23 protein-coding genes are annotated in these 22,410 nt (G+C 66.5%); 21 read left to right on the forward strand and 2 right to left on the reverse strand.

Features of this window, described 5'->3' with window-relative positions; translation table 11 throughout:
• Window positions 1-2: 2 nt before the first annotated feature.
• Window positions 3-932, forward strand: a complete 930-nt coding sequence (gene thrB, locus AC1U2B_RS11145; RefSeq protein WP_480216846.1) for a homoserine kinase — start codon at window positions 3-5, stop codon at window positions 930-932.
• 293 nt (window positions 933-1,225) lie between these two features.
• Window positions 1,226-3,235, forward strand: coding sequence for a transcription termination factor Rho (gene rho / locus AC1U2B_RS11150; protein ID WP_480216847.1), 2,010 nt, complete (start codon window positions 1,226-1,228; stop codon window positions 3,233-3,235).
• Between the two features lie 72 nt (window positions 3,236-3,307).
• Here rho and AC1U2B_RS11155 read toward each other — a convergent pair whose 3' ends face one another.
• Complete coding sequence (locus AC1U2B_RS11155) at window positions 3,308-3,907, reverse strand: TetR/AcrR family transcriptional regulator (protein WP_418003069.1); 600 nt, start codon at window positions 3,905-3,907, stop codon at window positions 3,308-3,310.
• Window positions 3,908-4,053: 146 nt separating this feature from the next.
• Here AC1U2B_RS11155 and fadD1 point away from each other — a divergent pair, with 146 nt between their 5' ends.
• From fadD1 to AC1U2B_RS11245, 18 genes are all read left to right on the forward strand, one after another.
• Window positions 4,054-5,616, forward strand: a complete 1,563-nt coding sequence (gene fadD1 / locus AC1U2B_RS11160) for a fatty-acid--CoA ligase FadD1 (protein ID WP_480216848.1) — start codon at window positions 4,054-4,056, stop codon at window positions 5,614-5,616.
• Window positions 5,617-5,693: 77 nt separating this feature from the next.
• Window positions 5,694-6,041 (forward strand): YciI family protein, encoded by a 348-nt coding sequence (locus tag AC1U2B_RS11165; protein ID WP_043397015.1) that lies wholly within the window; start codon window positions 5,694-5,696, stop codon window positions 6,039-6,041.
• Entirely contained in the window at window positions 6,041-7,231 is a 1,191-nt protein-coding gene (locus AC1U2B_RS11170; protein WP_480216868.1) for an RNA polymerase sigma factor, read from the forward strand. The genes AC1U2B_RS11165 and AC1U2B_RS11170 overlap by 1 nt, the downstream gene beginning before the upstream one ends.
• Window positions 7,232-7,359: 128 nt before the next feature.
• Window positions 7,360-7,596 carry a 50S ribosomal protein L31 gene (rpmE, locus tag AC1U2B_RS11175; protein WP_043397017.1) on the forward strand — a complete coding sequence of 79 codons (237 nt, stop codon included), beginning with the start codon at window positions 7,360-7,362 and terminating at the stop codon, window positions 7,594-7,596.
• 100 nt (window positions 7,597-7,696) lie between these two features.
• Entirely contained in the window at window positions 7,697-8,776 is a 1,080-nt protein-coding gene (prfA, locus tag AC1U2B_RS11180) for a peptide chain release factor 1 (RefSeq protein ID WP_043987165.1), read from the forward strand.
• 9 nt (window positions 8,777-8,785) lie between these two features.
• On the forward strand, window positions 8,786-9,619 hold the full coding sequence (gene prmC, locus AC1U2B_RS11185; protein ID WP_480216849.1) for a peptide chain release factor N(5)-glutamine methyltransferase: 834 nt from the start codon (window positions 8,786-8,788) through the stop codon (window positions 9,617-9,619).
• Between the two features lie 43 nt (window positions 9,620-9,662).
• Window positions 9,663-10,322, forward strand: coding sequence for an L-threonylcarbamoyladenylate synthase (locus tag AC1U2B_RS11190; protein WP_480216850.1), 660 nt, complete (start codon window positions 9,663-9,665; stop codon window positions 10,320-10,322).
• Window positions 10,319-11,515, forward strand: a complete 1,197-nt coding sequence (locus AC1U2B_RS11195; RefSeq protein ID WP_043397025.1) for a glycosyltransferase family 4 protein — start codon at window positions 10,319-10,321, stop codon at window positions 11,513-11,515. Before AC1U2B_RS11190 ends, AC1U2B_RS11195 begins: the two co-directional genes overlap by 4 nt.
• A 259-nt stretch (window positions 11,516-11,774) precedes the next feature.
• Complete coding sequence (locus AC1U2B_RS11200) at window positions 11,775-12,251, forward strand: hypothetical protein (protein ID WP_043397182.1); 477 nt, start codon at window positions 11,775-11,777, stop codon at window positions 12,249-12,251.
• Between the two features lie 8 nt (window positions 12,252-12,259).
• Entirely contained in the window at window positions 12,260-13,012 is a 753-nt protein-coding gene (atpB, locus tag AC1U2B_RS11205) for a F0F1 ATP synthase subunit A (protein ID WP_260942278.1), read from the forward strand.
• A gap of 73 nt (window positions 13,013-13,085) precedes the next feature.
• Window positions 13,086-13,349: a F0F1 ATP synthase subunit C gene (locus tag AC1U2B_RS11210; protein WP_020104130.1), complete on the forward strand. Its 264-nt coding sequence runs from the start codon at window positions 13,086-13,088 to the stop codon at window positions 13,347-13,349.
• Window positions 13,350-13,358: 9 nt separating this feature from the next.
• A complete protein-coding gene (locus AC1U2B_RS11215; RefSeq protein ID WP_260942271.1) occupies window positions 13,359-13,871 on the forward strand; it encodes a F0F1 ATP synthase subunit B in 513 nt (170 codons plus the stop codon).
• Entirely contained in the window at window positions 13,872-15,212 is a 1,341-nt protein-coding gene (locus AC1U2B_RS11220; RefSeq protein ID WP_480216851.1) for a F0F1 ATP synthase subunit B/delta, read from the forward strand. It abuts the gene before it with no gap.
• 45 nt (window positions 15,213-15,257) lie between these two features.
• Window positions 15,258-16,907: a F0F1 ATP synthase subunit alpha gene (atpA, locus tag AC1U2B_RS11225; RefSeq protein WP_480216852.1), complete on the forward strand. Its 1,650-nt coding sequence runs from the start codon at window positions 15,258-15,260 to the stop codon at window positions 16,905-16,907.
• A gap of 7 nt (window positions 16,908-16,914) precedes the next feature.
• On the forward strand, window positions 16,915-17,835 hold the full coding sequence (locus AC1U2B_RS11230; protein WP_480216853.1) for a F0F1 ATP synthase subunit gamma: 921 nt from the start codon (window positions 16,915-16,917) through the stop codon (window positions 17,833-17,835).
• Between the two features lie 24 nt (window positions 17,836-17,859).
• Window positions 17,860-19,290 carry a F0F1 ATP synthase subunit beta gene (gene atpD, locus AC1U2B_RS11235; protein ID WP_260942267.1) on the forward strand — a complete coding sequence of 477 codons (1,431 nt, stop codon included), beginning with the start codon at window positions 17,860-17,862 and terminating at the stop codon, window positions 19,288-19,290.
• 36 nt (window positions 19,291-19,326) lie between these two features.
• Complete coding sequence (locus AC1U2B_RS11240) at window positions 19,327-19,692, forward strand: F0F1 ATP synthase subunit epsilon (protein WP_043397041.1); 366 nt, start codon at window positions 19,327-19,329, stop codon at window positions 19,690-19,692.
• A 7-nt stretch (window positions 19,693-19,699) separates the two neighbouring features.
• Window positions 19,700-20,146 (forward strand): DUF2550 domain-containing protein, encoded by a 447-nt coding sequence (locus AC1U2B_RS11245; RefSeq protein ID WP_043397045.1) that lies wholly within the window; start codon window positions 19,700-19,702, stop codon window positions 20,144-20,146.
• Between the two features lie 6 nt (window positions 20,147-20,152).
• Here the strand turns inward: AC1U2B_RS11245 and AC1U2B_RS11250 are convergent, their stop codons facing one another.
• The gene (locus AC1U2B_RS11250) at window positions 20,153-20,728 is read right to left on the reverse strand and encodes a cob(I)yrinic acid a,c-diamide adenosyltransferase (RefSeq protein WP_043397047.1); all 576 of its coding nucleotides are present in this window, start codon (window positions 20,726-20,728) and stop codon (window positions 20,153-20,155) included.
• 71 nt (window positions 20,729-20,799) lie between these two features.
• Between AC1U2B_RS11250 and murA the strand changes: the two genes are divergently transcribed.
• Window positions 20,800-22,053, forward strand: coding sequence for a UDP-N-acetylglucosamine 1-carboxyvinyltransferase (gene murA / locus AC1U2B_RS11255; RefSeq protein ID WP_260942256.1), 1,254 nt, complete (start codon window positions 20,800-20,802; stop codon window positions 22,051-22,053).
• Window positions 22,054-22,410 lie beyond the last annotated feature (357 nt).

Below are 22,410 nucleotides of genomic sequence, written 5' to 3' on the forward strand. Positions count from 1 at the left end.
CAGTGACCGAAAGCCTGCCCGCCGGCCTGCTCGCCACCGCCGTCGTCCCCGCCTCGAGCGCCAATCTCGGCCCCGGCTTCGACAGCCTGGGCCTGGCCTTGAGTCTGTACGACGAAATCCAGGCGGAGACAACCGATTCCGGCCTCGTCATCGAGGTGACGGGGGAGGGCGCCGGGCAGGTTCCGCTCGACGAGTCCCATCTGGTCGTGCGGGCGATCCGGCGTGGTCTGGCTGCCGGCGGTGTCTCGGCTCCTGGCCTGAACATCAAGTGCCGCAACGTCATTCCGCATTCGCGGGGCCTCGGGTCGTCGGCGGCCGCGGTGGTCGGCGGCCTGGCCGTCGCCAATGGTCTTATCGCACAATCGGGTTCGCAGCCGCTGACGCTCGATCAGCTGGTGCAGCTGTCTTCGGAGTTCGAGGGGCATCCGGACAATGCGTCCGCCGCGGTGCTGGGTGGCGCGGTGGTGTCCTACACCGAGCCCGGCCCGGTGTACGCGGCGGTGCCACTGACGCTGCATCCCGACATTCACCTGTTCCCGGCCATTCCGCAGGTGCGGTCGTCGACCGCGGAGACCCGGGCTGTGCTGCCGGAAGTCATCGCTCACACTGACGCGACGTTCAACGTGAGCCGCGCCGCGCTGCTGGTGGTGGCACTGACACAGCGCCCGGATTTGCTGATGGCGGCAACCGAGGACGTCATGCATCAACCGCAGCGGGCAGCTGCCATGCCGGCCTCGGCGGAATATCTGGCGATGCTGCGGCGTTCTGGAGTGGCAGCAGTGCTTTCTGGTGCTGGACCTGCGGTTATCGCATTCAGCACCAATCCCGAGTTGCCCGCCGAAGTCCTCGAATTCGGCGCTGCCAACGGGTTCGTCGTCGAAAAGATGGCAGTGGGCCAAGGGGTTCGCTGGACCGTCGGTGCCGGCGTCTAACGAAAAGCACACGCCGGAGTGGCATTTCTTGCTTCATTGTCGGATCAGAGATATTCTCGCACCGTCCAGCAATCGCAGGCTCTAGTACCTGCGCCTACGGTAGGACGACCACTCTTCTCTTAGATGTTCAACTCGTGGACTGATGGTTCGCCGCACGGCGGCAAATCCCGGTGCTTGGCTGTTGCACTGCCTCAGCTGACCAGGACTCTTGCCGATTGCGGTTCGGGGAAGCCGTCCGACTGCGAACAAAACCCTCGCCTGATCCGATGCGCGAGGGCACAGAAAGGAAATCCGTGACTGATACGGACCTCTTCACCGCCGATGGCACCACTGATGCCCCGGCAACTGAAGCGCCGGCGGCCGGACGCTCCGGATCGCTGACCAGTCTTCTGCTCCCCGACCTGCGTGCGCTCGCCTCCGAGGCCGGCGTCAAGGGCACCTCCGGCATGCGCAAGAGCGAATTGATCGCCGCCATCCGGGAACACCGCGGTGAGGCAAACGGCGCCAAGAGCGAAGCCAAGGCCGCCAAGGCTGAGCCCAAGACCGAAACCAAGGCCGCCGAGGCCGTGAACGGCAACGACGCCGCCAACGAGGCCAAGGAAGCCCCTGCCGCGGCCGCGAACACCGGCGGCGAAGCTGCCGCTGACGCCCCCGCCGCCGAGCAGGCCCCGCGCCGCGAACGCCGTGGCTCGGCGCGCCGGGCCGGTGCGCCCGTCGACGGCGAATCCGGCGATGCCGGCGACAAGCCCGCCGAGAACGCGGACAACGCCGACGCCCCGCGCGAGGAGCGCAACCGCGAGCGGAACGCCGACAACAGCAACCAGGGCGGCAACAAGTCCGAAGGTAACCAGGGCGGCAACCGCGACCAGGGCGGCAACCGCGACCAGGGCGGCAACCGCGACCGCGGTGGCGACAACCAGGGCGGCAACCGCGATCGCGGCGGCGACAACCAGGGCGGCAACCGCAACCAGGGTGGCAACCGCAACCAGGGCGGCAACGACAACTCCAACAATGATGATGACGACGACAGCCGTGGAGGCCGTCGCGGCCGTCGGTTCCGCGACCGTGACCGTCGTCGTCGTGGGGAACGCGGCGACAACCAGGGCGGCGGCAACGCCGAGACCGAACTGCGCGAGGACGACGTCCTGCAGCCGGTCGCCGGCATCCTCGACGTGCTGGACAACTACGCGTTCGTCCGCACGTCGGGCTACCTGGCCGGCTCCAACGACGTCTACGTCTCGATGAACATGGTTCGCAAGAACGGCCTGCGCCGTGGTGATGCGGTGACCGGCGCCGTGCGGGTCCCGCGTGAGGGCGAGAACACTGGCGGCAGCAGCAACAACCCGCGCCAGAAGTTCAACCCGCTGGTTCGCCTGGACACCGTCAACGGTGGCCCGGTCGATGCCGCCCGCAACCGTCCAGACTTCAACAAGCTCACCCCGCTGTACCCGAACCAGCGGCTGCGTCTGGAGACCACTCCGGACCGGCTGACCACGCGTGTGATCGACCTGATCATGCCGATCGGTAAGGGCCAGCGTGCGCTGATCGTGTCCCCGCCGAAGGCCGGTAAGACGACGATCATGCAGGACATCGCCAACGCGATCACTCAGAACAACCCGGAATGCCACCTCATGGTGGTGCTCGTCGACGAGCGTCCGGAAGAGGTCACCGATATGACGCGCTCGGTGAAGGGTGAGGTCATCGCCTCGACCTTCGACCGTCCGCCGTCAGACCACACCCAGGCCGCCGAGCTGGCCATCGAGCGGGCCAAGCGCCTGGTCGAGCAGGGCAAGGACGTCGTCGTGCTGCTGGACTCGATCACCCGTCTGGGCCGCGCGTACAACAACGCGTCGCCGGCCTCGGGCCGCATCCTCTCCGGTGGTGTCGACTCCACCGCCCTGTACCCGCCGAAGCGGTTCCTCGGTGCTGCCCGCAACATCGAGCACGGCGGTTCGCTGACCATCATCGCCACCGCGATGGTCGAGACCGGCTCCACCGGTGACACCGTCATCTTCGAGGAGTTCAAGGGCACGGGTAACGCCGAGCTCAAGCTGGACCGCAAGATCTCCGAGCGCCGGGTATTCCCGGCGGTCGACGTCAACCCGTCCGGTACGCGTAAGGACGAGCTGCTGCTGTCGACCGACGAGTTCGCGGTGGTGCACAAGCTGCGTCGCGTGCTCAGCGGTCTAGATCCGCATCAGGCCATCGACCTGCTGATGAGCCAGCTGCGCAAGACCAAGACCAACTACGAGTTCCTGGTCCAGGTCTCCAAGACTGCACCCGGCGGTCCGGACAACGACTAAACGTCGCAGTTCTTGAAACTGAAGGCCGCAACTCTGCACGAGTTGCGGCCTTCAGTGCGTTCTGGGGGACCGCTACGGCTGGGCCTTGAGCCCCGGCATCACATAGCGGCGGACGTGCGCGCGCAGTTCCTCGGCATTGTTGGCGTCCAGCCGCTGCCCGGGCATGGTGGCCAGCGACAGGATGACCCGCGCGATCCACTCGGCGGCGTCGTCGATGTCGGTGTCGGCGTGGATCTCGCCGTTGTCGCGGGCGCTGACGAGGTAGCGCGACCAGAAAGCGGCGAGATCGGGCACCAGGCCCTGCACGCCGGCGCCGGCGCAGGCGGCGAACTCGTCGGGCTCCTCTACGCGCAGCTTCATCAGCAGGGCGCCGGGGTCGTCATAGGCGGTGCGGCCGTGCTGGATTCCGGTCACCATCTGGTTGTCCAGGCCGTCGATCGACTCCAGCATGGCGTGCGCGTCGGTCCAGTAGGCGTTGTTCAGGCGGACGATCGCCGCGCCCAGCAGTGTCACCTTGTCCGGGAAATGCCGGTAGAGCCAGCCGCGTGAGACGCCGGCGGCCTCGGCGACCTCGGATACCGTGGTGGCGCGAATTCCCTTGGCGCGCATGCACTCTTCAGCGGCGTCGATCAGTCGATCGCGCACACTTTTCGGGGATTCTGGGCTAGCCACCGGATGTCTCCTCACTTGTCAACCGGGCGAACGACGATTCTGCCAGGGCGCGGACGCTAGTGCGCTACCCCTCAGCCATGGTAGACACTTTCTAGAATCTGTTCACTCTGGGTGGTTCGTGGCCGCCCACCGCACCGGGAGCCTAAATGGCGGAGACCCTTCAGCAGCTGCTTCGCGAACGTGCCGACCAGGACACCGTCGCCGTCAAGTATGGCGAGACGACCTGGACGTGGCGAGAGTACGTCGCCGGAGCCAAGGCGCAGGCCGCCGCCCTGGTCGGTCAGGCCGACCCGCTGCGGCCGCTGCACGTTGGCACGCTGCTGGGCAACACCCCCGACATGCTGACGGCGCTGGCCGCCGCGGCGCTGGGCGGCTACGTGCTGTGCGGCATCAACAACACCCGTCGAGGTGAGGCGCTCGCGCGCGACATCGCGCGCGTCGAATGCCAGATCGTGCTCGTAGATCAGGCGGGTCGAGAGCTCCTCCAGGACGTCAACCTGCCGGGCGTCACCGTCATCGACGTCACCGCGACCGAGTGGCCGCAGCAGGACCTGACGCCGCATCGTGAAGTCGGACCCGACGACACCTTCATGATGATCTTCACCTCGGGCACCAGCGGCGAGCCCAAGGCCGTCGAGGTGGCGCACTCCATCGTGCTGTTCTCGGCCGCGGCGCTGGTGCAGCGCTACCACCTCACCGAGGCCGACACCTGTTACCTGGCGATGCCGCTGTTCCACTCCAACGGCGTCTACGCCGGCTGGGGCGTCGCCCTCGGGTCCGGAGCGGCGATGGCGCCGGCACAGTTCTCCGCGTCGGGCTTCCTCCCGGACATCCGCCGCTACGGTGCGACCTACATGAACTACGTCGGCAAGCCGCTGGCCTACATCCTGGCCACCGCCGAGCAGCCCGACGATCACGACAACCCGCTGCGGGTGGCCTTCGGCAACGAGGCCGCCGACCGCGATATCGACGAGTTCAGCCGCCGGTTCGACTGCAGCGTGTGGGACGGCTTCGGCTCGACCGAGCTCGCGATCATCATCACCCGCTCCGAGGGCACCCCGGCCGGCAGCGTCGGACGGGGCTTCCCGGGGGTGGCGATCTACCACCCGGAGACCGTTCAAGAGTGCGAGGTCGCCCGGTTCGACGAGACCGGCGCGCTGGTCAACGGCGACGCCGCCACCGGCGAGCTGGTGAACACCAACGGCAGCGGCATGTTCCGTGGCTACCACAACGACCAGGGCGCGACCGACGAACGGTTGCGGCACGGCATGTACTGGTCGGGCGATCTGGCCTATCGCGACGCCGACGGCTGGATCTATCTGGCCGGCCGCACCGCCGACTGGATGCGGGTGGACGGGGAGAACATCACGGCGGCCCCCATCGAACGAATCCTGTTGCGCCACCCGGTGATCAGCCGGGTCGCGGTCTATCCGGTGCCCGACGAGTTCGTCGGCGACCAGGTGATGGCCGCCATGGTGCTGCGTGACGGACGGGCCCTCGACCCGACGTCATTCGCGGAATTTCTGGCCGCCCAGCCGGACATGTCCCCGAAGTCCTGGCCGCGGTATGTCTGGCTCGCCGACGACCTGCCCAGCACTGCGACCAACAAGATTCTCAAGCGGGAACTGGTCACCCTCGGTACGGATCCGGCCGGTCGGCTGGTGTGGAAGCGCGACGGTACCGAGTACCGGCAGCTGACCGAAAACTGATTTCTGCCGACGTGTCCCCTCAACGGGCCCCCGTTCGTCTCACTGCTGTTGGACGATCAACCCAGAAGGAGACAACGATGAAATACGCAACGCTGATCTACATCAAGCCGGGCAGCCACGACACCGACATCACCGAGGAAGAGCACGCGGCGTTGACGGCCGAGTACGCGGCGCTTCGTCAGGACCCGCAGTGCGTCGGTGGCGGTCACCTGCAGCCCGTCGAAACCGCGACGTCGGTTCGGGCCGACCTGATCACCGACGGTCCCTTCGCCGACACCAAAGAGGTGTTCGCCGGCTATTTCGTCATCGAAGCCGACAATCTGGACGAGGCCCTCAAATTCGCCCAGCGGATCCCGGCCGTACGGCTCGGCGGCGGCGTCGAGGTACGGCCGCTCTTCGAGGTACCGGTGGAGACGGGCTACTGATCGACGCGATCTTCCAGCGCGAGTGGGGCCGCGTGCTGGCCGCGCTCATCGGCATCCTCGGCGACTTCGAACTCGCTGAGGATGCCGCGCAGGAGGCGTTCGCCCGAGCGGCCGAGCGCTGGCCCCGCGACGGCGCGCCAGATGCGCCGGTGGCCTGGCTGGTCCGCGCCGGACGCAATGTGGCGATCGACCGGTTGCGCCGCGAGCAGACGCTGCGCGCCAAAACCCGGCTGCTCCAAGCGGATCAACAGACAACCACCATGGACGACATCGACCTCGATGACAGCACCATCGGCGACGACCGCCTGCAGCTGATCTTCATGTGCTGTCATCCGGCGCTGGCGCGCGAAGCCCAGGTGGCGCTCACGCTGCGGGCCCTCGGCGGGCTGACCACCGCCGAGATCGGGCGCGCGTTCCTGGTCTCCGAGGACACCATGAAGCGTCGGCTCTCCCGCGCCAAGACCAAGATCAAGGCGACGAACATCCCGTTCGCCCTGCCGGCCGACCGGCTGCTGCCCGACCGGGTGGCGACGGTCCTCGCGGTGCTCTACCTGATCTTCAACCAGGGCTTCACCGAGCGGGACGACCTCGCCGCCGAAGCGATCCGGCTCGGCCGGCTGCTCGCCGAACTACTGGCCGACGAACCCGAGGCCTACGGGCTGCTGGCGCTGATGCTGCTGCACGATTCGCGACGCGCGGCCCGCGTGGTCGACGGCCAAGTGGTGCCGCTCGCCGAACAGGATCGGACATTGCACGACCAGACCAAGATCGACGCCGGACGGGCCGCCCTCGACCGGGCGCTGGCCCTGCGGCTGGCCGCCGGGCCGTACGTGCTGCAGGCGGCCATCGCCTCGTTGCAGGCCGATGAGGAGATCGATTGGGACGAGGTCGTGGTCTTGTACGAGCGGCTCGAAGAGCTGACCGGATCACCGGTCGTCGCACTCAACCGGGCGGTGGCGGTCGCCGAGGCCGGTGATCCCGCCCGGGCGCTGGACCTCATCGACGCGCTTGACCTGGGCGATTACCGTTATCTGCCGTCCACTCGGGCGGAATTGTTGCGCCGGCTGGGCCGCACCGATGAGGCGCGCAGCGAGTTCGAACGAGCGCTGGCACTGGCCACGACCGAGGCGGAACGACGATTCCTGGAGCGCCGGCTGGTCGAGCTACGTCCTGGCGCCGCCAAGGAATAGTCACCGGCTCGGCCGCGTTTAGGACCTTGGCGGCTGACCTGGCATAATCGACCGCCGAACCCCCTCGGTTCCGGTTCACGTCCGAATAATCGGGCGACCCGGCGCCATCGATCGCAGAGGACCATGAAATGAAATCGGGTATTCACCCCGCATACGTCGAGACCACTGTGGTCTGCGGTTGCGGCAACACCTTCCAGACTCGTAGCACCAAGGACAGCGGCCACATCGTGGTCGAGGTGTGCTCGCAGTGCCACCCGTTCTACACGGGCAAGCAGAAGCTTCTCGACACCGGCGGCCGCGTGGCTCGCTTCGAGAAGCGGTACGGCAAGCGCAACGCCGGCGCGAAGGCCGAGTCCGAGAGCTAGCTTTCACGGGCGGCGCCCGATCTGTCGCATTCGCGTCAGGTCCGGGCGCCGTTTTCGTATCCAGAACCCGGCACCCCAGAACTACCGCAGGAGTCCTCAAGTGGCACAGACAGATACAGCGCCCCGCATCGAGGCGCTGCTGGCCGAGCACGCCGATCTCGAACGGCAACTGGGGGACCCGGGCCTGCATGCTGACGCCGGCGCCGCCCGCAAGGTCGGTCGCCGCTTCGCGCAGGTGTCGCCGATCGTCGTGACCTACCGCAAGCTCGAGGCCGCCCAAGGCGACCTCGAAGCGGCCCGCGAGCTGGCCGCAGAGGACGCCGCGTTCGCCGCGGAGGTGCCCGAGCTGGAGGCCCGCGTCGCCGAACTCGATGCCAAGCTGACCGACCTGCTGGCCCCGCGTGATCCGCACGACGCCGACGACGTCGTGCTCGAGGTGAAATCCGGTGAGGGCGGCGAAGAGTCGGCGCTGTTCGCGTCCGACCTCGCGCGCATGTACATCCGGTACGCCGAGCGCCACGGCTGGACCGTCACCGTGCTCGACGAGACCTGGTCGGACCTCGGCGGCTACAAGGACGCCACCATCACCATCGCCAGCAAGGGCGATTCCGCCGACGGCGTGTGGTCGCGCATGAAGTTCGAGGGCGGCGTCCACCGCGTGCAGCGCGTGCCCGTCACCGAATCGCAGGGCCGCGTGCACACGTCGGCAGCCGGCGTCCTCGTCTATCCGGAGCCCGAAGACGTCGAGCAGGTGCAGATCGACGAATCCGACCTGCGCATCGACGTCTACCGGTCATCCGGCAAGGGTGGTCAGGGCGTCAACACCACCGACTCGGCGGTCCGCATCACCCACCTGCCCACCGGCATCGTCGTCACCTGCCAGAACGAGCGCTCGCAGCTGCAGAACAAGGCCCGCGCCATGGTGGTGCTCGCCGCGCGCCTGCAGGCCCTCGCCGAGGAGCAGGCGTCCGCGGACGCCTCCGCTGACCGCGCCAGCCAGATCCGCACCGTCGACCGCAGCGAGCGCATCCGCACGTACAACTTCCCGGAGAACCGGATCGCCGACCACCGCATCAACTTCAAGGCCCACAACCTCGACCAGGTGCTCGACGGCGACATGGACGCGCTGCTCGACGCCCTCGCCGCCGCCGACAAGCAGGCCCGGCTCGCGCAAGAGTGACCGGCCCGAGTGAACTCCGTCAGACAAGCGATCGCTGACGCGGCGGCCGTGCTGGCCGCCGCGGGCGTCGACTCGGCGCGGGTGGACGCCGAATACCTCGCCGCACACGCGTCCGGGGTGGACCGGGCCCGGGTGATGTTCGCCGAGCCCGACCCGGCGTTCTATCCGCGCTTCCGTGATCTGGTGGAGCGTCGCGCACAGCGAATTCCGTTGCAGCACTTGATCGGAACAGCCGCGTTCGGCCCGGTGGAGGTGCAGGTCGGCCCGGGGGTGTTCATTCCCCGCCCGGAGACCGAGGCGCTGCTGGAGTGGGCGATGAACCAGTCGTTGCCGCCGAGCCCGGTGATCGTGGACCTGTGCACCGGGTCGGGAGCGCTGGCCCTGGCGCTCGCGCACACCTGGCCGCAGGCGCAGGTCGTGGCCGTCGAGAAGTCCCTGGAGGCCCTGGTCTATGCCCGGCGTAACTGTGCCGGAAGCGCCGTCGAGGTGCTGGAGGCCGACGTCACCGTTCCCAGCCTGCTGGCAGACAGGGACGGCACAGTGGACCTGCTGGTGTCCAACCCGCCCTACATCCCCGACGGCGCCGAGCTCGATCCCGAAGTCATCGACCACGACCCGGCCGCGGCCCTGTTCGGCGGGCCCGACGGCATGTCCGTCATCGTGCCGATCATCGCGCTGGCGGCCCGGTTGCTGCGTCCGGGCGGCAAGTTGGGCATCGAGCACGACGACACCACGGCGGATCAGGTGGTGGCCGCGTTGGACCGCGACGGTACGTTCGGTGACATCACCGCACGGCGCGATCTGACCGGGCGGCCCCGGTTCGTCACCGCGACTCGACGGTAAACGGGTCATGGCAACCGACGAACGCTTGCGTGAGGAGTCATAGATGGAGACGTTCGACTGCGGCGATGCGGCGAAACGCAGCACCGGGATCGCGTCGGCCATAAGTGCCCTCAAAGGCGGGCGCCTGGTCGTGCTGCCCACCGACACCGTCTACGGTCTCGGCGCCGACGCCTTCAACAGCGAGGCCGTCGCGACGCTGCTGGCCGCGAAGGGGAGGGGCCGCAACATGCCGGTCCCGGTTCTGGTCGGTTCCTGGCGCACCATCGACGGCCTGGTCTACACCGTCCCGCCCTCGGCCCGAGATCTGATCGAGGCGTTCTGGCCCGGAGCGTTGAGCCTGGTCGTGCGTCAGGCCCCGTCGCTGTCATGGGATCTCGGCGACACCAACGGCAGCGTCATGCTGCGTATGCCGCTGCATCCCGTGGCGATCGAGCTGCTGCGCGAGGTCGGCCCCATGGCCGTGTCCAGCGCCAACATCTCCGGCCAGCCGCCCGCGGTCACCGCTGACGAAGCGCGCGAGCAGCTGGGCGAGAAGGTCGAGGTGTACCTCGATGCCGGCCCGGCAACCAAACAGTCCGCGTCCACCATCGTCGACCTCACCGGCGCGACGCCCCGGGTCCTGCGCGAAGGGCCGATCTCTGTCGCGCAGATCGCCGAAGTGCTCGGCGTCGACGCGGAGTCCCTGACCGGCGAGGTGCCGTGACCGTAGTTGCCGACGCCGGCCGGCTGCTCGCGCAGATCGATCGTGGTACCGGGGTCCCGCTCCGGGAGCTGGTGCTGGTCGGTCTCACTGCGGCGATCATCACGTACTTCGCCACCGGCTGGGTACGGGCGCTGGCCTTCCGGTTCGGTGCGGTCGCCTACCCGCGCGAACGTGACGTCCACGTCCAGCCGGTCCCGCGGATGGGCGGGCTGGCCATGTACATCGGGGTGGCCGCCGCCGTTCTGCTGGCTTCCCAATTGCCCGCGCTGACACGCGGTTTCGTCTATTCCTCCGGTATGCCCGCGGTCGTGGTGGCGGGCGGCCTGATCATGCTGATCGGTCTGATCGACGACCGCTGGGGCCTGGACGCCCTGACCAAGTTCGCCGGCCAGATCACCGCGGCCAGCGTCCTGGTCACCATGGGCGTGGCCTGGAGTGTGCTGTACATCCCGATCGGCGGCGTCGGCACCATCGTGCTGGACCAGGCGTCGTCGATCCTGCTGACCCTGGCGCTGACGGTCTCGATCGTCAACGCGATGAACTTCGTCGACGGCCTCGACGGCCTGGCTGCCGGGCTCGGACTGATCACCGCGTCGGCCATCTGCATCTTCTCCGTCGGGCTGCTGCGCGACCATGGCGGTGACGTGCTGTTCTACCCGCCGGCCGTCATCTCGGTGGTGCTTGCCGGCGCGTGCCTGGGCTTCCTGCCGCACAATTTCCATCCGGCCCGCATCTTCATGGGCGACTCCGGGTCCATGCTGATCGGCCTGATGCTGGCCGCCGCGTCGACCACCGCGGCCGGCCCGATCTCCCAGAACGCCTACGGCGCGCGCGACGTGTTCGCTTTGCTGTCGCCGTTCCTGTTGGTCGTTGCGGTGATGTTCGTGCCGGCCCTCGACATGCTGCTGGCGATCGTCCGCCGCACCCGTGCCGGCCTCAGTCCGTTCAGCCCCGACAAGATGCATCTGCACCACCGGCTGCTGCAGATCGGCCACTCGCACCGACGCGTCGTACTGCTCATCTACCTATGGGTCGGGATCGTCGCGCTGGGGGCGGCCAGCACCATATTCTTCGACCCCCGATACACCGGTGCGGTCATGCTCGGAGCCATCCTGCTGGCCGCCATTTTCACCCTGATCCCGCTGCTGCGGCGGCGCGATGACCTGCCAGAAGGCGAGTACGACAAAAAGTAGTAGGTGCCCGTTTTTGGGTGCCCACCATGTGGTACGGTTCTGGCAGAACCCGAAAAACCTCGCGGGTTGCCGGCCCGGCCCATCGGTTCACACAAGCCGATCGGCGCCGAATGACGACCGACAAAGGGAGCTTCCCCTTGGGTGATTCCAGTGTGCCCGACGCGCTCGATGTGACCTTCGATACGCTCTGTGGGCACGCACACAGGATTGCCAGGTATATGGGGACGGCACTCGTGACCGCGGGATTGAGGTGAATACCATGACGACGCCAGCGCAAGACGCGCCTTTGGTGTTGCCGGCAGTGGCTTTTCAGCCCGTGCGTTTGTTTGCTATCTCGCTCCTCGTCACGGCCATCGCGCTCGGTGGCGGCTACGCAGTGAGCGGCAATCTCAAATTCGGCGCCTTCTTCGGCTTGGGGATGGCGCTCGGTCTGGCCAACGCCATGATGGTCCGCCGCGCGGTTGCCAAGGTCACCGCCAAGGACCACCCGCTGAAGATGCAGATGGCAGCCAACTCCGCGATGCGGTTGGTGGCCATCTCTGTGATCGCCCTGCTGATCACGTGGTTTTTCAAGCCAACCGGCATCGGCGTGCTGTTCGGGGTGGCATTGTTCCAGGCGATTCTTGTCATGAGCACGGCATTGCCGGTCATGAAGAAGGTGCGCGCCGGCCAGCGTGAGGGTGGCGCCGGCGCCGACGGACCAGACGCACACGACGGATCAGAAGCAAAGGACTGACGACCCAAGTGATTCAACAATTCACCGCCGAGGCCGCCATTGAGGTCGGCCACCACGAGCAGCACGAGCTGTGGGGCTACACCTTCAACGTCGACACGATCATTGCCACCAGTGTGGCCGCGGTCATCGTCATCGCGTTGGCCTTCTTCGTGAAGGCGAAGGTGACCTCGACCGGAGTTCCCGGTGGTGTTCAGCTGTTCTTCGAGGCCATCACCATCCAGATGCGCCAGCAGATCGAGACCGCGATCGGTATGAAGGTCGCGCCGTTCGTGCTGCCGCTGGCCGTCACGATCTTCACCTTCATCCTGATCTCCAACTGGCTCTCGGTCCTGCCGGTGCAGTTCGGTGGGGAAGGCGGCGGCGCCAAGGAGCTGCTGGCTCCGCCGGCCTCGGACATCAACTACGTGTTGGCGCTCGCGCTGTTCGTGTTCCTCTGCTACCACGCTGCGGGCATCTGGCGCCGGGGCCTGTTCGGCCACTTCAAGAAGCTGCTGAAGGGCCACGTCGCGGTCCTGGCGCCGATCAACATCGTCGAGGAGATCGCCAAGCCGGTCTCGCTGTCTCTGCGACTCTTCGGCAACATGTTCGCCGGCGGCATCCTGGTCGCGCTGATCGCGATGTTCCCCTGGTACGTGCAGTGGGCGCCGAACGCCATCTGGAAGACCTTCGACCTCTTCGTCGGCCTGATCCAGGCGTTCATCTTCGCGCTGCTGACGATCCTGTACTTCAGCCAGTCGATGGAACTCGACGAGCACCACTAATCAGCAAGACCTGTAGGAACCGCAAATAAGACCCTGGTAGCGCAGCTACCAGTTACCAAGGAGGAAAAAGAGAATGGCCGACGCAGCAACGAACGCCACTATCATCCAGGGCGCCCTCATCGGCGGTGGCTTGATCATGGCCGGTGGCGCCATCGGCGCCGGTATCGGTGACGGTATCGCCGGCAACGCGCTGATCTCGGGCATCGCCCGCCAGCCGGAGGCCCAGGGCCGCCTGTTCACCCCGTTCTTCATCACCGTCGGTCTGGTGGAAGCCGCGTACTTCATCAACCTGGCTTTCATGGCGCTCTTCGTGTTCGCCACCCCGGGCCTGTCGTAATCCGTCGACATGGGTGAATTGAGCGCAACCATCCTGGCCTCGGGCCAGGCAGCAGCGGAAGGCGGCGGGGGTCAGAACTTCCTGATCCCCAACGCGACCTTCTTCGTCGTGCTGATCATCTTCCTGATCGTGCTCGGCGTGATCGGCAAGTGGGTTGTGCCACCGATCAGCAAGGTCTTGGTCGAACGCGAGGAAATGCTGGCCAAGACCGCTGCTGATAACCGGAAGTCGGCTGAGCAGGTGGCCGCCGCAGAGGCGGACTACAACGCGGCGATGGCGGGCGCTCGCACGGAGGCCTCGGCCATCCGTGACGAGGCCCGCAACGAGGGCCGCAAGGTCGTCGACCAGGCGCGTGCAGCGGCGAGTGGTGAGGTGGCCGAAACCCTCAAGGGTGCCGACCAGGCACTGTCCGCGAAGCGGCAGTCCACGCAGACCGAACTGCAGTCGTCGGTTGACAACCTGTCCCAGACGCTGGCGAGCCGAATCCTCGGCGTGGACGTGAAATCAGGCGGGAGCCAGTAGATGGAAATCTTCATCGGGCAGCTGATCGGCTTTGCCGTCATCGTGGCCATCATCTGGAAGTACGTGGTACCTCCGGTGAAGGGTCTGATGGCCAAGCAGCAGGAGGCCGTTCGCGTCGCGCTGGCCGAAAGTGCCGAAGCCGCAAAGAAACTCGCTGACGCCGACGAGATGCACGCCAAGGCTCTCGCCGACGCGAAGGCCGAGTCGGGCAAGGTGACCGACGAGGCGCGGCACGATTCGCGGCGCATCGTCGAGCAGCTCAGCGAGCAGGCCGGCGTCGACGCCGAGCGCATCAAGGCGCAGGGCGTCCAGCACGTCGAGCTGATGCGCCAGGGCGTCATCCGCGAGCTCCGTCAGGGGCTGGGTGCGGAGTCGGTGGCCAAGGCCGACGAGCTGGTGCGCCAGTTTGTCGCCGAGCCCGCCGCTCAGGCCGGCACCGTCGACCGCTTCCTCGCCGATCTCGAGCAGATGGCGCCGTCCTCGGCTGAGGTCGGTACCCACGCCGAGGTGAAGCTGCGGGCCGCGAGCCGGGAGTCACTGACCGCGCTGGTCGGCAAGTTCGACGCCACGGCCAACGGCCTGGATGCGGCTGCGCTCACGGCGCTGGCCGATGATCTGGCCGCCGTCGCCCGGCTGCTGCTGACCGAGGTCAACCTCGACCGGCATCTGGCCGAGCCCGCAGATGACCCGGCTCCCAAGGTCGCGCTGCTGGACGCGGTGCTGTCCGGCAAGATCGGCGCCCCCGCCCTGGAGCTGCTGCGCTCCGCGGTGTCGTCGCGGTGGTCGGAGCAGTCCGACCTGGTCGACGCCGTCGAGCACGTCGCTCGCCTGGCGCTGATCAAGCGGGCCGATGTCAGCGGCGAGGTCGCCGAGGTCGAGGACCAGCTGTTCCGGTTCAGCCGTGTGCTGGACGCGCAGCCGCGCCTATCGACGCTGCTCGGTGACTACGGCACTCCGGTCGATGGCCGAGTTGCCTTGCTGGACAAGGTCCTTACCGGTGCCAACGGCTCGGTCAACAGCTCCGTCAAGGCGCTGCTGACGCAGACCGTGAGCCTGCTGCGCGGCGAACGTGCCGATGAGGCAGTTCTCAACCTGGCAGAGCTGGCAGTCGCCCGCCGCGGTGAGGTTGTTGCCCACGTGGAAGCCGCCGCGGCACTGTCCGATGCCCAGCGGACCCGACTCACGTCGGTCCTGACCCGCATCTACGGCCACCCGGTGTCCGTCCAGCTGCATGTCGATCCGAGCCTCCTCGGTGGTCTGACCATCACCGTCGGTGACGAGGTGATCGACGGATCCATCTCGTCACGACTGGCTGCCGCCTCCAACCGGCTGCCGGACTAACCCAGACTCCGAAACACCCAAGACTAGGTAGGAAGACCAAAAACCATGGCAGAGTTGACAATCTCGGCTGCTGATATCGAAGGTGCCATCGAGAACTACGTAACGACGTTCTCGGCCTCGAACGATCGCGAGGAAATCGGCACCGTCGTCGACGCCGGTGACGGCATCGCACACGTCGAGGGTCTGCCCTCGGTTATGACGCAGGAGCTCCTCGAGTTCCCCGGCGGTGTTCTGGGCGTGGCCCTGAACCTCGACGAGCACAGCGTCGGTACGGTCATCTTGGGTGGCTTCGAGAAGATCGAAGAGGGCCAGCAGGTCAAGCGCACCGGTGAGGTGCTCTCGGTGCCTGTCGGCGACGCCTTCCTGGGCCGCGTCATCAACCCGCTGGGTGAGCCGATCGACGGCCAGGGCGAGATCGTCGCCGAGACCCGCCGCGTGCTCGAGCTCCAGGCCCCTTCGGTGGTTCAGCGCCAGGGCGTCAGCGAGCCGCTGCAGACCGGTATCAAGGCCATCGACGCCATGACCCCGATCGGCCGTGGCCAGCGCCAGCTCATCATCGGTGACCGTAAGACCGGCAAGACCGCGGTCTGCGTCGACACCATCCTGAACCAGCGTGAGGCCTGGGAGACCGGCGACCCGAAGCAGCAGGTCCGCTGCGTCTACGTCGCGATCGGCCAGAAGGGCACCACCATCGCCAGCGTGAAGCGCGCGCTGGAAGAGGGCGGCGCGATGGAGTACACCACCATCGTCGCGGCCCCCGCCTCCGACCCTGCCGGCTTCAAGTGGCTGGCTCCGTACACCGGCTCGGCCATCGGCCAGCACTGGATGTACGCCGGCAAGCACGTGCTGATCGTGTTCGACGACCTGTCCAAGCAGGCCGACGCCTACCGCGCCATCTCGCTGCTGCTGCGCCGCCCGCCGGGCCGCGAGGCGTTCCCGGGTGACGTCTTCTACCTGCACTCGCGTCTGCTGGAGCGTTGCGCGAAGCTGTCCGACGAGCTCGGTGGCGGTTCGATGACGGGTCTGCCGGTCATCGAGACCAAGGCCAACGACATCTCGGCGTTCATCCCGACCAACGTCATCTCGATCACCGACGGCCAGTGCTTCCTGGAGTCCGACCTGTTCAACCAGGGTGTGCGCCCGGCCGTGAACGTCGGTGTGTCGGTGTCCCGCGTCGGTGGTGCCGCTCAGATCAAGGCGATGAAAGAGGTGGCAGGAAGTCTCCGCCTCGACCTGTCGCAGTACCGCGAGCTGGAGGCCTTCGCGGCCTTCGCCTCGGACCTGGACGCGGCGTCGAAGGCTCAGCTGGACCGCGGTGTGCGCCTGGTCGAGCTGCTCAAGCAGCCGCAGTACAGCCCGCTGGCCGTCGAGGATCAGGTCGTCGAGATCTTCCTCGGTACCCAGGGCCACCTGGATTCGGTTCCGGCCGAGGACGTTTCGCGTTTCTCCGCCGAGCTGCTGGAGCACGTGAAGGCCAGCCACGCCGAGATCCTCGACGGGATCAAGTCGACCAAGAAGCTCTCGGAGGAGAACGAGGAGAAGCTGGTCTCGGTCATCAACGAGTTCAAGAAGGGCTTCGCCGCCACCGACGGCAGCTCGGTCGTGGTCAAGGAAGCCGGTGTCGAGGCACTGGATCCTGCTGAGCTCGGCCAGGAGTCGGTGAAGGTCCACAAGCCGGCACCGAAGAAGGCCTAGGTAACCAATGGCAGCCACACTGCGCGAGCTACGCGGACGGATCAAATCCGCCTCGTCGATCAAGAAGATCACGAAGGCGCAGGAGCTGATCGCCACGTCGCGGATCGCCAAGGCGCAGGCCCGGGTTGATGCAGCCCGGCCCTACGCCACCGAGATCACCAACATGCTCACCGAGCTTGCGGGGGCCAGCGCGCTGGACCACCCGCTGCTCGTCGAGCGGAAGAATCCTCGCCGTGCCGGGGTGCTGGTGGTGTCGTCGGACCGCGGCCTGTGCGGCGGTTACAACGCCAACGTTCTGCGTCGGGCCGAGGAACTGTTCACGTTGCTGCGCAACGAGGGCAAAGAACCGGTGCTGTATGTCGTCGGCCGAAAGGCCTTGGGCTACTACAACTTCCGTCAGCGTGCCGTCGCCGAGTCCTGGACCGGGTTCTCGGAGCGTCCGGAGTACGCCCACGCCAAGGAGATCGCCGACACCCTGGTGGCGGCGTTCATGGCGGGAGCCGACGACGAGGGTGACGGACCGGGGGCCGACGGCATCTTGGGCGTCGACGAGCTGCACATCGTCTCGACCGAGTTCAAGTCGATGCTGTCGCAGACCGCCGAGGCTGTGCGGATCGCCCCGCTGGCCGTCGAGTACACGGGGGAGCCGGTCGGCGTCCACACCCTGTACTCGTTCGAGCCGAGCGCGGACGTCTTGTTCGACGCGTTGCTCCCTCGCTATATAGCGACCCGTGTCTACGCGGCACTGCTTGAGGCCGCGGCCTCGGAGTCGGCTTCGCGTCGACGCGCCATGAAGTCGGCAACGGACAACGCCGACGACCTGATCAAGGCCCTCACGCTCGCCGCGAACCGCGAGCGCCAGGCCCAGATCACCCAGGAAATCAGCGAAATCGTCGGTGGCGCCAACGCGCTGGCCGACGCGAAATAGGCCCCGTAGGAAGCGAAGAGAGATATGACTTCTGCCGTAGAGACCAAGACCGCCGGTCGCGTGGTTCGCATCACCGGCCCGGTGGTGGATATCGAGTTCCCGCGCGGCTCGGTGCCCGAGCTGTTCAACGCTCTGCACGCCGACATCACCTTCGGTGCGCTGGCAAAGACTCTGACCCTCGAGGTTGCTCAGCACCTCGGTGACAACCTGGTGCGCTGCATCTCGATGCAGCCGACCGACGGCCTGGTGCGTGGCACCGAGGTCCGCGACACCGGCGCGTCCATCTCGGTGCCCGTCGGCGACGGCGTCAAGGGCCACGTGTTCAACGCCCTCGGCGACTGCCTGGACGAGCCCGGCTACGGCAAGGACTTCCAGCACTGGTCCATCCACCGCAAGCCGCCGGCCTTCGCCGACCTGGAGCCCCGCACCGAGATGCTGGAGACCGGTCTGAAGGTCGTCGACCTGCTGACCCCGTATGTGCGTGGTGGCAAGATCGCCCTGTTCGGTGGTGCCGGTGTCGGTAAGACGGTTCTGATCCAGGAAATGATCAACCGTATTGCCCGCAACTTCGGTGGTACCTCGGTGTTCGCCGGCGTCGGCGAGCGCACCCGTGAGGGCAACGACCTGTGGGTCGAGCTCGCGGACGCGAATGTGCTCAAGGACACCGCGCTTGTGTTCGGCCAGATGGACGAGCCGCCAGGCACCCGTATGCGCGTCGCCCTGTCGGCCCTGACCATGGCCGAGTTCTTCCGCGACGAGCAGGGCCAGGACGTGCTGCTGTTCATCGACAACATCTTCCGGTTCACCCAGGCCGGTTCCGAGGTCTCGACCCTGCTGGGTCGTATGCCTTCGGCCGTGGGTTACCAGCCGACGCTGGCCGACGAGATGGGTGAGCTCCAGGAGCGCATCACCTCGACCCGTGGTCGTTCCATCACCTCGATGCAGGCCGTGTACGTGCCCGCCGACGACTACACCGACCCGGCCCCGGCCACCACGTTCGCCCACCTGGACGCCACCACCGAGCTTTCTCGTGCGGTGTTCTCCAAGGGCATCTTCCCCGCTGTGGACCCGCTGGCATCGTCGTCGACGATCCTGCACCCCAGCGTCGTCGGTGCCGAGCACTACCGGGTCGCTCAGGAAGTCATCCGAATCCTGCAGCGCTACAAGGACCTTCAGGACATCATCGCCATCCTCGGTATCGACGAACTGTCGGAAGAGGACAAGGTGCTGGTGTACCGCGCCCGTAAGATCGAGCGCTTCCTGAGCCAGAACATGATGGCCGCCGAGCAGTTCACCGGCCAGCCGGGTTCGACGGTGCCGCTGAAGGAGACCATCGAGGCGTTCGACCGTCTCGCCAAGGGCGACTTCGACCACCTGCCCGAGCAGGCGTTCTTCCTCATCGGTGGTCTCGATGACCTGGCGAAGAAGGCCGAAAGCCTCGGCGCCAAGCTGTGACCGTCGTAGTTACTCGAGCACGAAAGGTGGTGTGACATGGCCGAAATGGACGTCGAGATCGTCGCCGTCGAGCGCGCGCTGTGGACAGGCAAGGCCACATTCGTCTTCACTCGCACCACCGCCGGCGAGATCGGCATCCTGCCCCGGCACATCCCGTTGGTCGGCCAGCTGGTCGAGGACGCGATGGTCCGGGTCGAGCGCGAGGGCGAGGATGATCTGCGGATCGCAGTGTCCGGTGGGTTCCTCTCGGTGACCGAGGAGACCGTGCGGATTCTGGTGGAAGATGCGGCGCTGGAGTCGGAGATCGATGCGCATGCGGCCAAGGCCGATGCCGCGTCGGACGACGAGGCGACCGCTGCGTGGGGCCGGGCGCGTCTGCGCGCCGTAGGCCAGCTCGACTGATATCCCGATGAGCGCGTCCATGTTGATGATGGTCGCGCTCGTCGGTGTGTTGGTGCTGGCTGTAGCCGCACTGAGTTATCGGCTGTGGAAGTTGCGTCAGGTTGGCGGTACTGCCGCCATCCTGCGCGACTACCCGGCTGCCGGCGGCCACGGGTGGCGGCATGGAGTCATGCGCTACCGCGGTGGTGAGGCCGGCTTTTATCGTTTGTCGAGCCTGCGCTGGTGGCCCGACCGGACACTGTCCCGTCGTGGCCTGGAAGTCGTCGGGCGCCGCGCCCCACGGGGCGACGAATTCGACATCATGACCATCGAAACGGTCATTCTCGAGCTGCGCGACAACAGCCCCGAACGGCGCAGCGGTTACGAAATCGCTTTGGACCGTGGAGCTTTGACGGCTTTCACGTCGTGGCTGGAGGCCCGGCCGTCGCCGCGGTCGCGGCGCCGCGCGGTCTGATTTCTGCTACTGCATCCCGCCGCCGGGCTGCCACAGCACATCGCCATCCGGGTTCGCGACCCGCGACAGGATGAACAGCAGATCCGACAGCCGATTCAGATATTTGGCCGGCAGGATGCTGACGCCGTCGCCGTGTTCGTCGATCGCCTGCCAGGCAGCTCGCTCGGCCCGCCGCACCACGGTCCGGGCGACGTGCAGGTACGCCGACAGGGGAGTGCCGCCGGGCAGGATGAACGACGTCAGTTTCGGCAGCGGTTCGTTGAACTCGTCACACCACGCTTCGAGCCGATCGATGTACGGCTGGGTGATCCGCAGCGGCGGGTATTCCGGATTCTCGACCACCGGGGTCGACAGGTCCGCGCCCGCATCGAAGAGATCGTTCTGAATCTGCAGGAGTACCAAGCGAATTCGTTCGTCGGGCGCGCCCGCGGAGACTGCGACGCCGATCGCGGCGTTGGCTTCGTCGCAGTCGGCGTACGCCGCCAGGCGCGAATCGTTCTTCGACACGCGGCTGAAATCGCTGAGTCCGGTCGACCCGTCGTCGCCGGTCCGGGTGTAGATACGGGTCAGGTGAACAGCCATGGTCAAACCGTACTCGCGGAGACTTCTTCGTGGCCTGACACCGGCCGACGCCGCTGTCTACACTTAGCCGCGTGAGCGAGCGTTTCGTGGTGACTGGGGGTAGCCGGTTGTCCGGCGAAGTTGCCGTGGGGGGCGCTAAGAACAGCGTGCTGAAGCTGATGGCCGCGGCACTGTTGGCCGAGGGCACCACCACGATCACCAACTGTCCGGACATCCTGGATGTGCCATTGATGGCCGAGGTGCTGCGCGGTCTTGGGGCCACCGTCGAGCTCGAAGGTGATGTGGCCAGAATCACTTCACCTGACGAACCCAAGTATGACGCGGATTTCGCCGCGGTCCGGCAGTTCCGCGCTTCGGTGTGTGTGCTCGGGCCGTTGGTGGGCCGTTGCAAGAAGGCGAAAGTCGCGTTGCCCGGTGGCGACGCGATCGGGTCGCGGCCGCTGGACATGCATCAATCCGGTCTGCGGCAACTCGGTGCCCGATGCAACATCGAGCACGGTTGTGTGGTCGCTGAGGCCGATCACCTGCGTGGGGCCGAGATTCAGCTCGAGTTCCCGTCGGTGGGTGCGACCGAGAACATCCTGATGGCTGCCGTGCTCGCCGAGGGCGTGACGGTCATCCACAACGCGGCGCGGGAGCCGGACATCGTCGACATCTGCGACATGTTGAACCAGATGGGTGCCAAGGTCAGTGGGGGAGGGACGTCGACCCTGACCATCACCGGGGTGGACAAGCTGCATCCGACCGAGCACCGGGTGATCGGTGACCGGATCGTGGCAGCGACCTGGGGAATTGCCGCGGCGATGACGCGGGGCGATGTCGCTGTGACCGGGGTGGACCCGCAGCACCTGCAGCTGGTGCTGCACAAACTCCACGATGCCGGCGCGACCGTGACCCAGCACGACAACGGTTTCCGCGTCGTGCAGTACGAACGGCCGAAAGCCGTGAACGTCGCGACGCTGCCGTATCCCGGATTCCCGACCGACCTGCAGCCGATGGCCATCGGCTTGGCGTGCATCGCCGAAGGCACCTCGATGATCACCGAGAACGTGTTCGAAGCGCGGTTCCGGTTCGTGGAGGAGATGATCCGCCTGGGCGCCGATGCGCGGACCGACGGACACCATGCGGTGGTCCGCGGAATTCCGCTGCTGTCGAGTGCACCGGTATGGGCGTCGGATATTCGCGCCGGCGCCGGTTTGGTGTTGGCGGGATTGGTCGCCGACGGTGACACCGAGGTTCACGACGTTTTCCACATCGACCGGGGGTACCCGTTGTTCGTGGAGAACCTCGTAAGTCTGGGCGCGGAGATCGAACGGGTCAGTTGACGGGGATTGGCGTGTCGCACTGACCGTTCCGGCGGACAGCTGTGCAACGCGTTTTCGCCGAAAAACCCCCCGTATGCAGCCGTTTTGTAAAATCAAGATCAGCCCGCTAATGTATTCCAAGTCAGCAGCGAGCGGGGCCGAAAAAGCCCAGAGCAAGAGCTTGACAGCCCGACCAAGAGGTAGTAGGTTGGTGGGGTTGCCCGAAAACGGCGTGTTGTTTGAGAACTCAATAGTGTGTTTGGTGGTTTTTGTTTGTTGTTTTTTTGACTGCACCTCTTGTTTTCCCGTTTGTGGGGTGTGGTTGTTTTTTTGATGCCAGTTTGTTTGGTGTCTTTTGTTTGTGATCGGATTTTTCTG

This window comes from Mycolicibacterium sp. P4_G11, from assembly GCF_056555145.1.

Coding starts and splice junctions, on each gene's coding strand:
- fadD1 (WP_480216848.1), top strand. CDS start 4,054: ATGGCGGAGACCCTTCAGCAGCTGCTTCGCGAACGTGCCGACCAGGAC.
- AC1U2B_RS11165 (WP_043397015.1), top strand. CDS start 5,694: ATGAAATACGCAACGCTGATCTACATCAAGCCGGGCAGCCACGACACC.
- rpmE (WP_043397017.1), top strand. CDS start 7,360: ATGAAATCGGGTATTCACCCCGCATACGTCGAGACCACTGTGGTCTGC.
- AC1U2B_RS11190 (WP_480216850.1), top strand. CDS start 9,663: ATGGAGACGTTCGACTGCGGCGATGCGGCGAAACGCAGCACCGGGATC.
- AC1U2B_RS11200 (WP_043397182.1), top strand. CDS start 11,775: ATGACGACGCCAGCGCAAGACGCGCCTTTGGTGTTGCCGGCAGTGGCT.
- AC1U2B_RS11210 (WP_020104130.1), top strand. CDS start 13,086: ATGGCCGACGCAGCAACGAACGCCACTATCATCCAGGGCGCCCTCATC.
- AC1U2B_RS11215 (WP_260942271.1), top strand. CDS start 13,359: ATGGGTGAATTGAGCGCAACCATCCTGGCCTCGGGCCAGGCAGCAGCG.
- AC1U2B_RS11220 (WP_480216851.1), top strand. CDS start 13,872: ATGGAAATCTTCATCGGGCAGCTGATCGGCTTTGCCGTCATCGTGGCC.
- atpA (WP_480216852.1), top strand. CDS start 15,258: ATGGCAGAGTTGACAATCTCGGCTGCTGATATCGAAGGTGCCATCGAG.
- AC1U2B_RS11230 (WP_480216853.1), top strand. CDS start 16,915: ATGGCAGCCACACTGCGCGAGCTACGCGGACGGATCAAATCCGCCTCG.
- atpD (WP_260942267.1), top strand. CDS start 17,860: ATGACTTCTGCCGTAGAGACCAAGACCGCCGGTCGCGTGGTTCGCATC.
- AC1U2B_RS11240 (WP_043397041.1), top strand. CDS start 19,327: ATGGCCGAAATGGACGTCGAGATCGTCGCCGTCGAGCGCGCGCTGTGG.
- AC1U2B_RS11245 (WP_043397045.1), top strand. CDS start 19,700: ATGAGCGCGTCCATGTTGATGATGGTCGCGCTCGTCGGTGTGTTGGTG.
- AC1U2B_RS11250 (WP_043397047.1), bottom strand. CDS start 20,728: ATGGCTGTTCACCTGACCCGTATCTACACCCGGACCGGCGACGACGGG.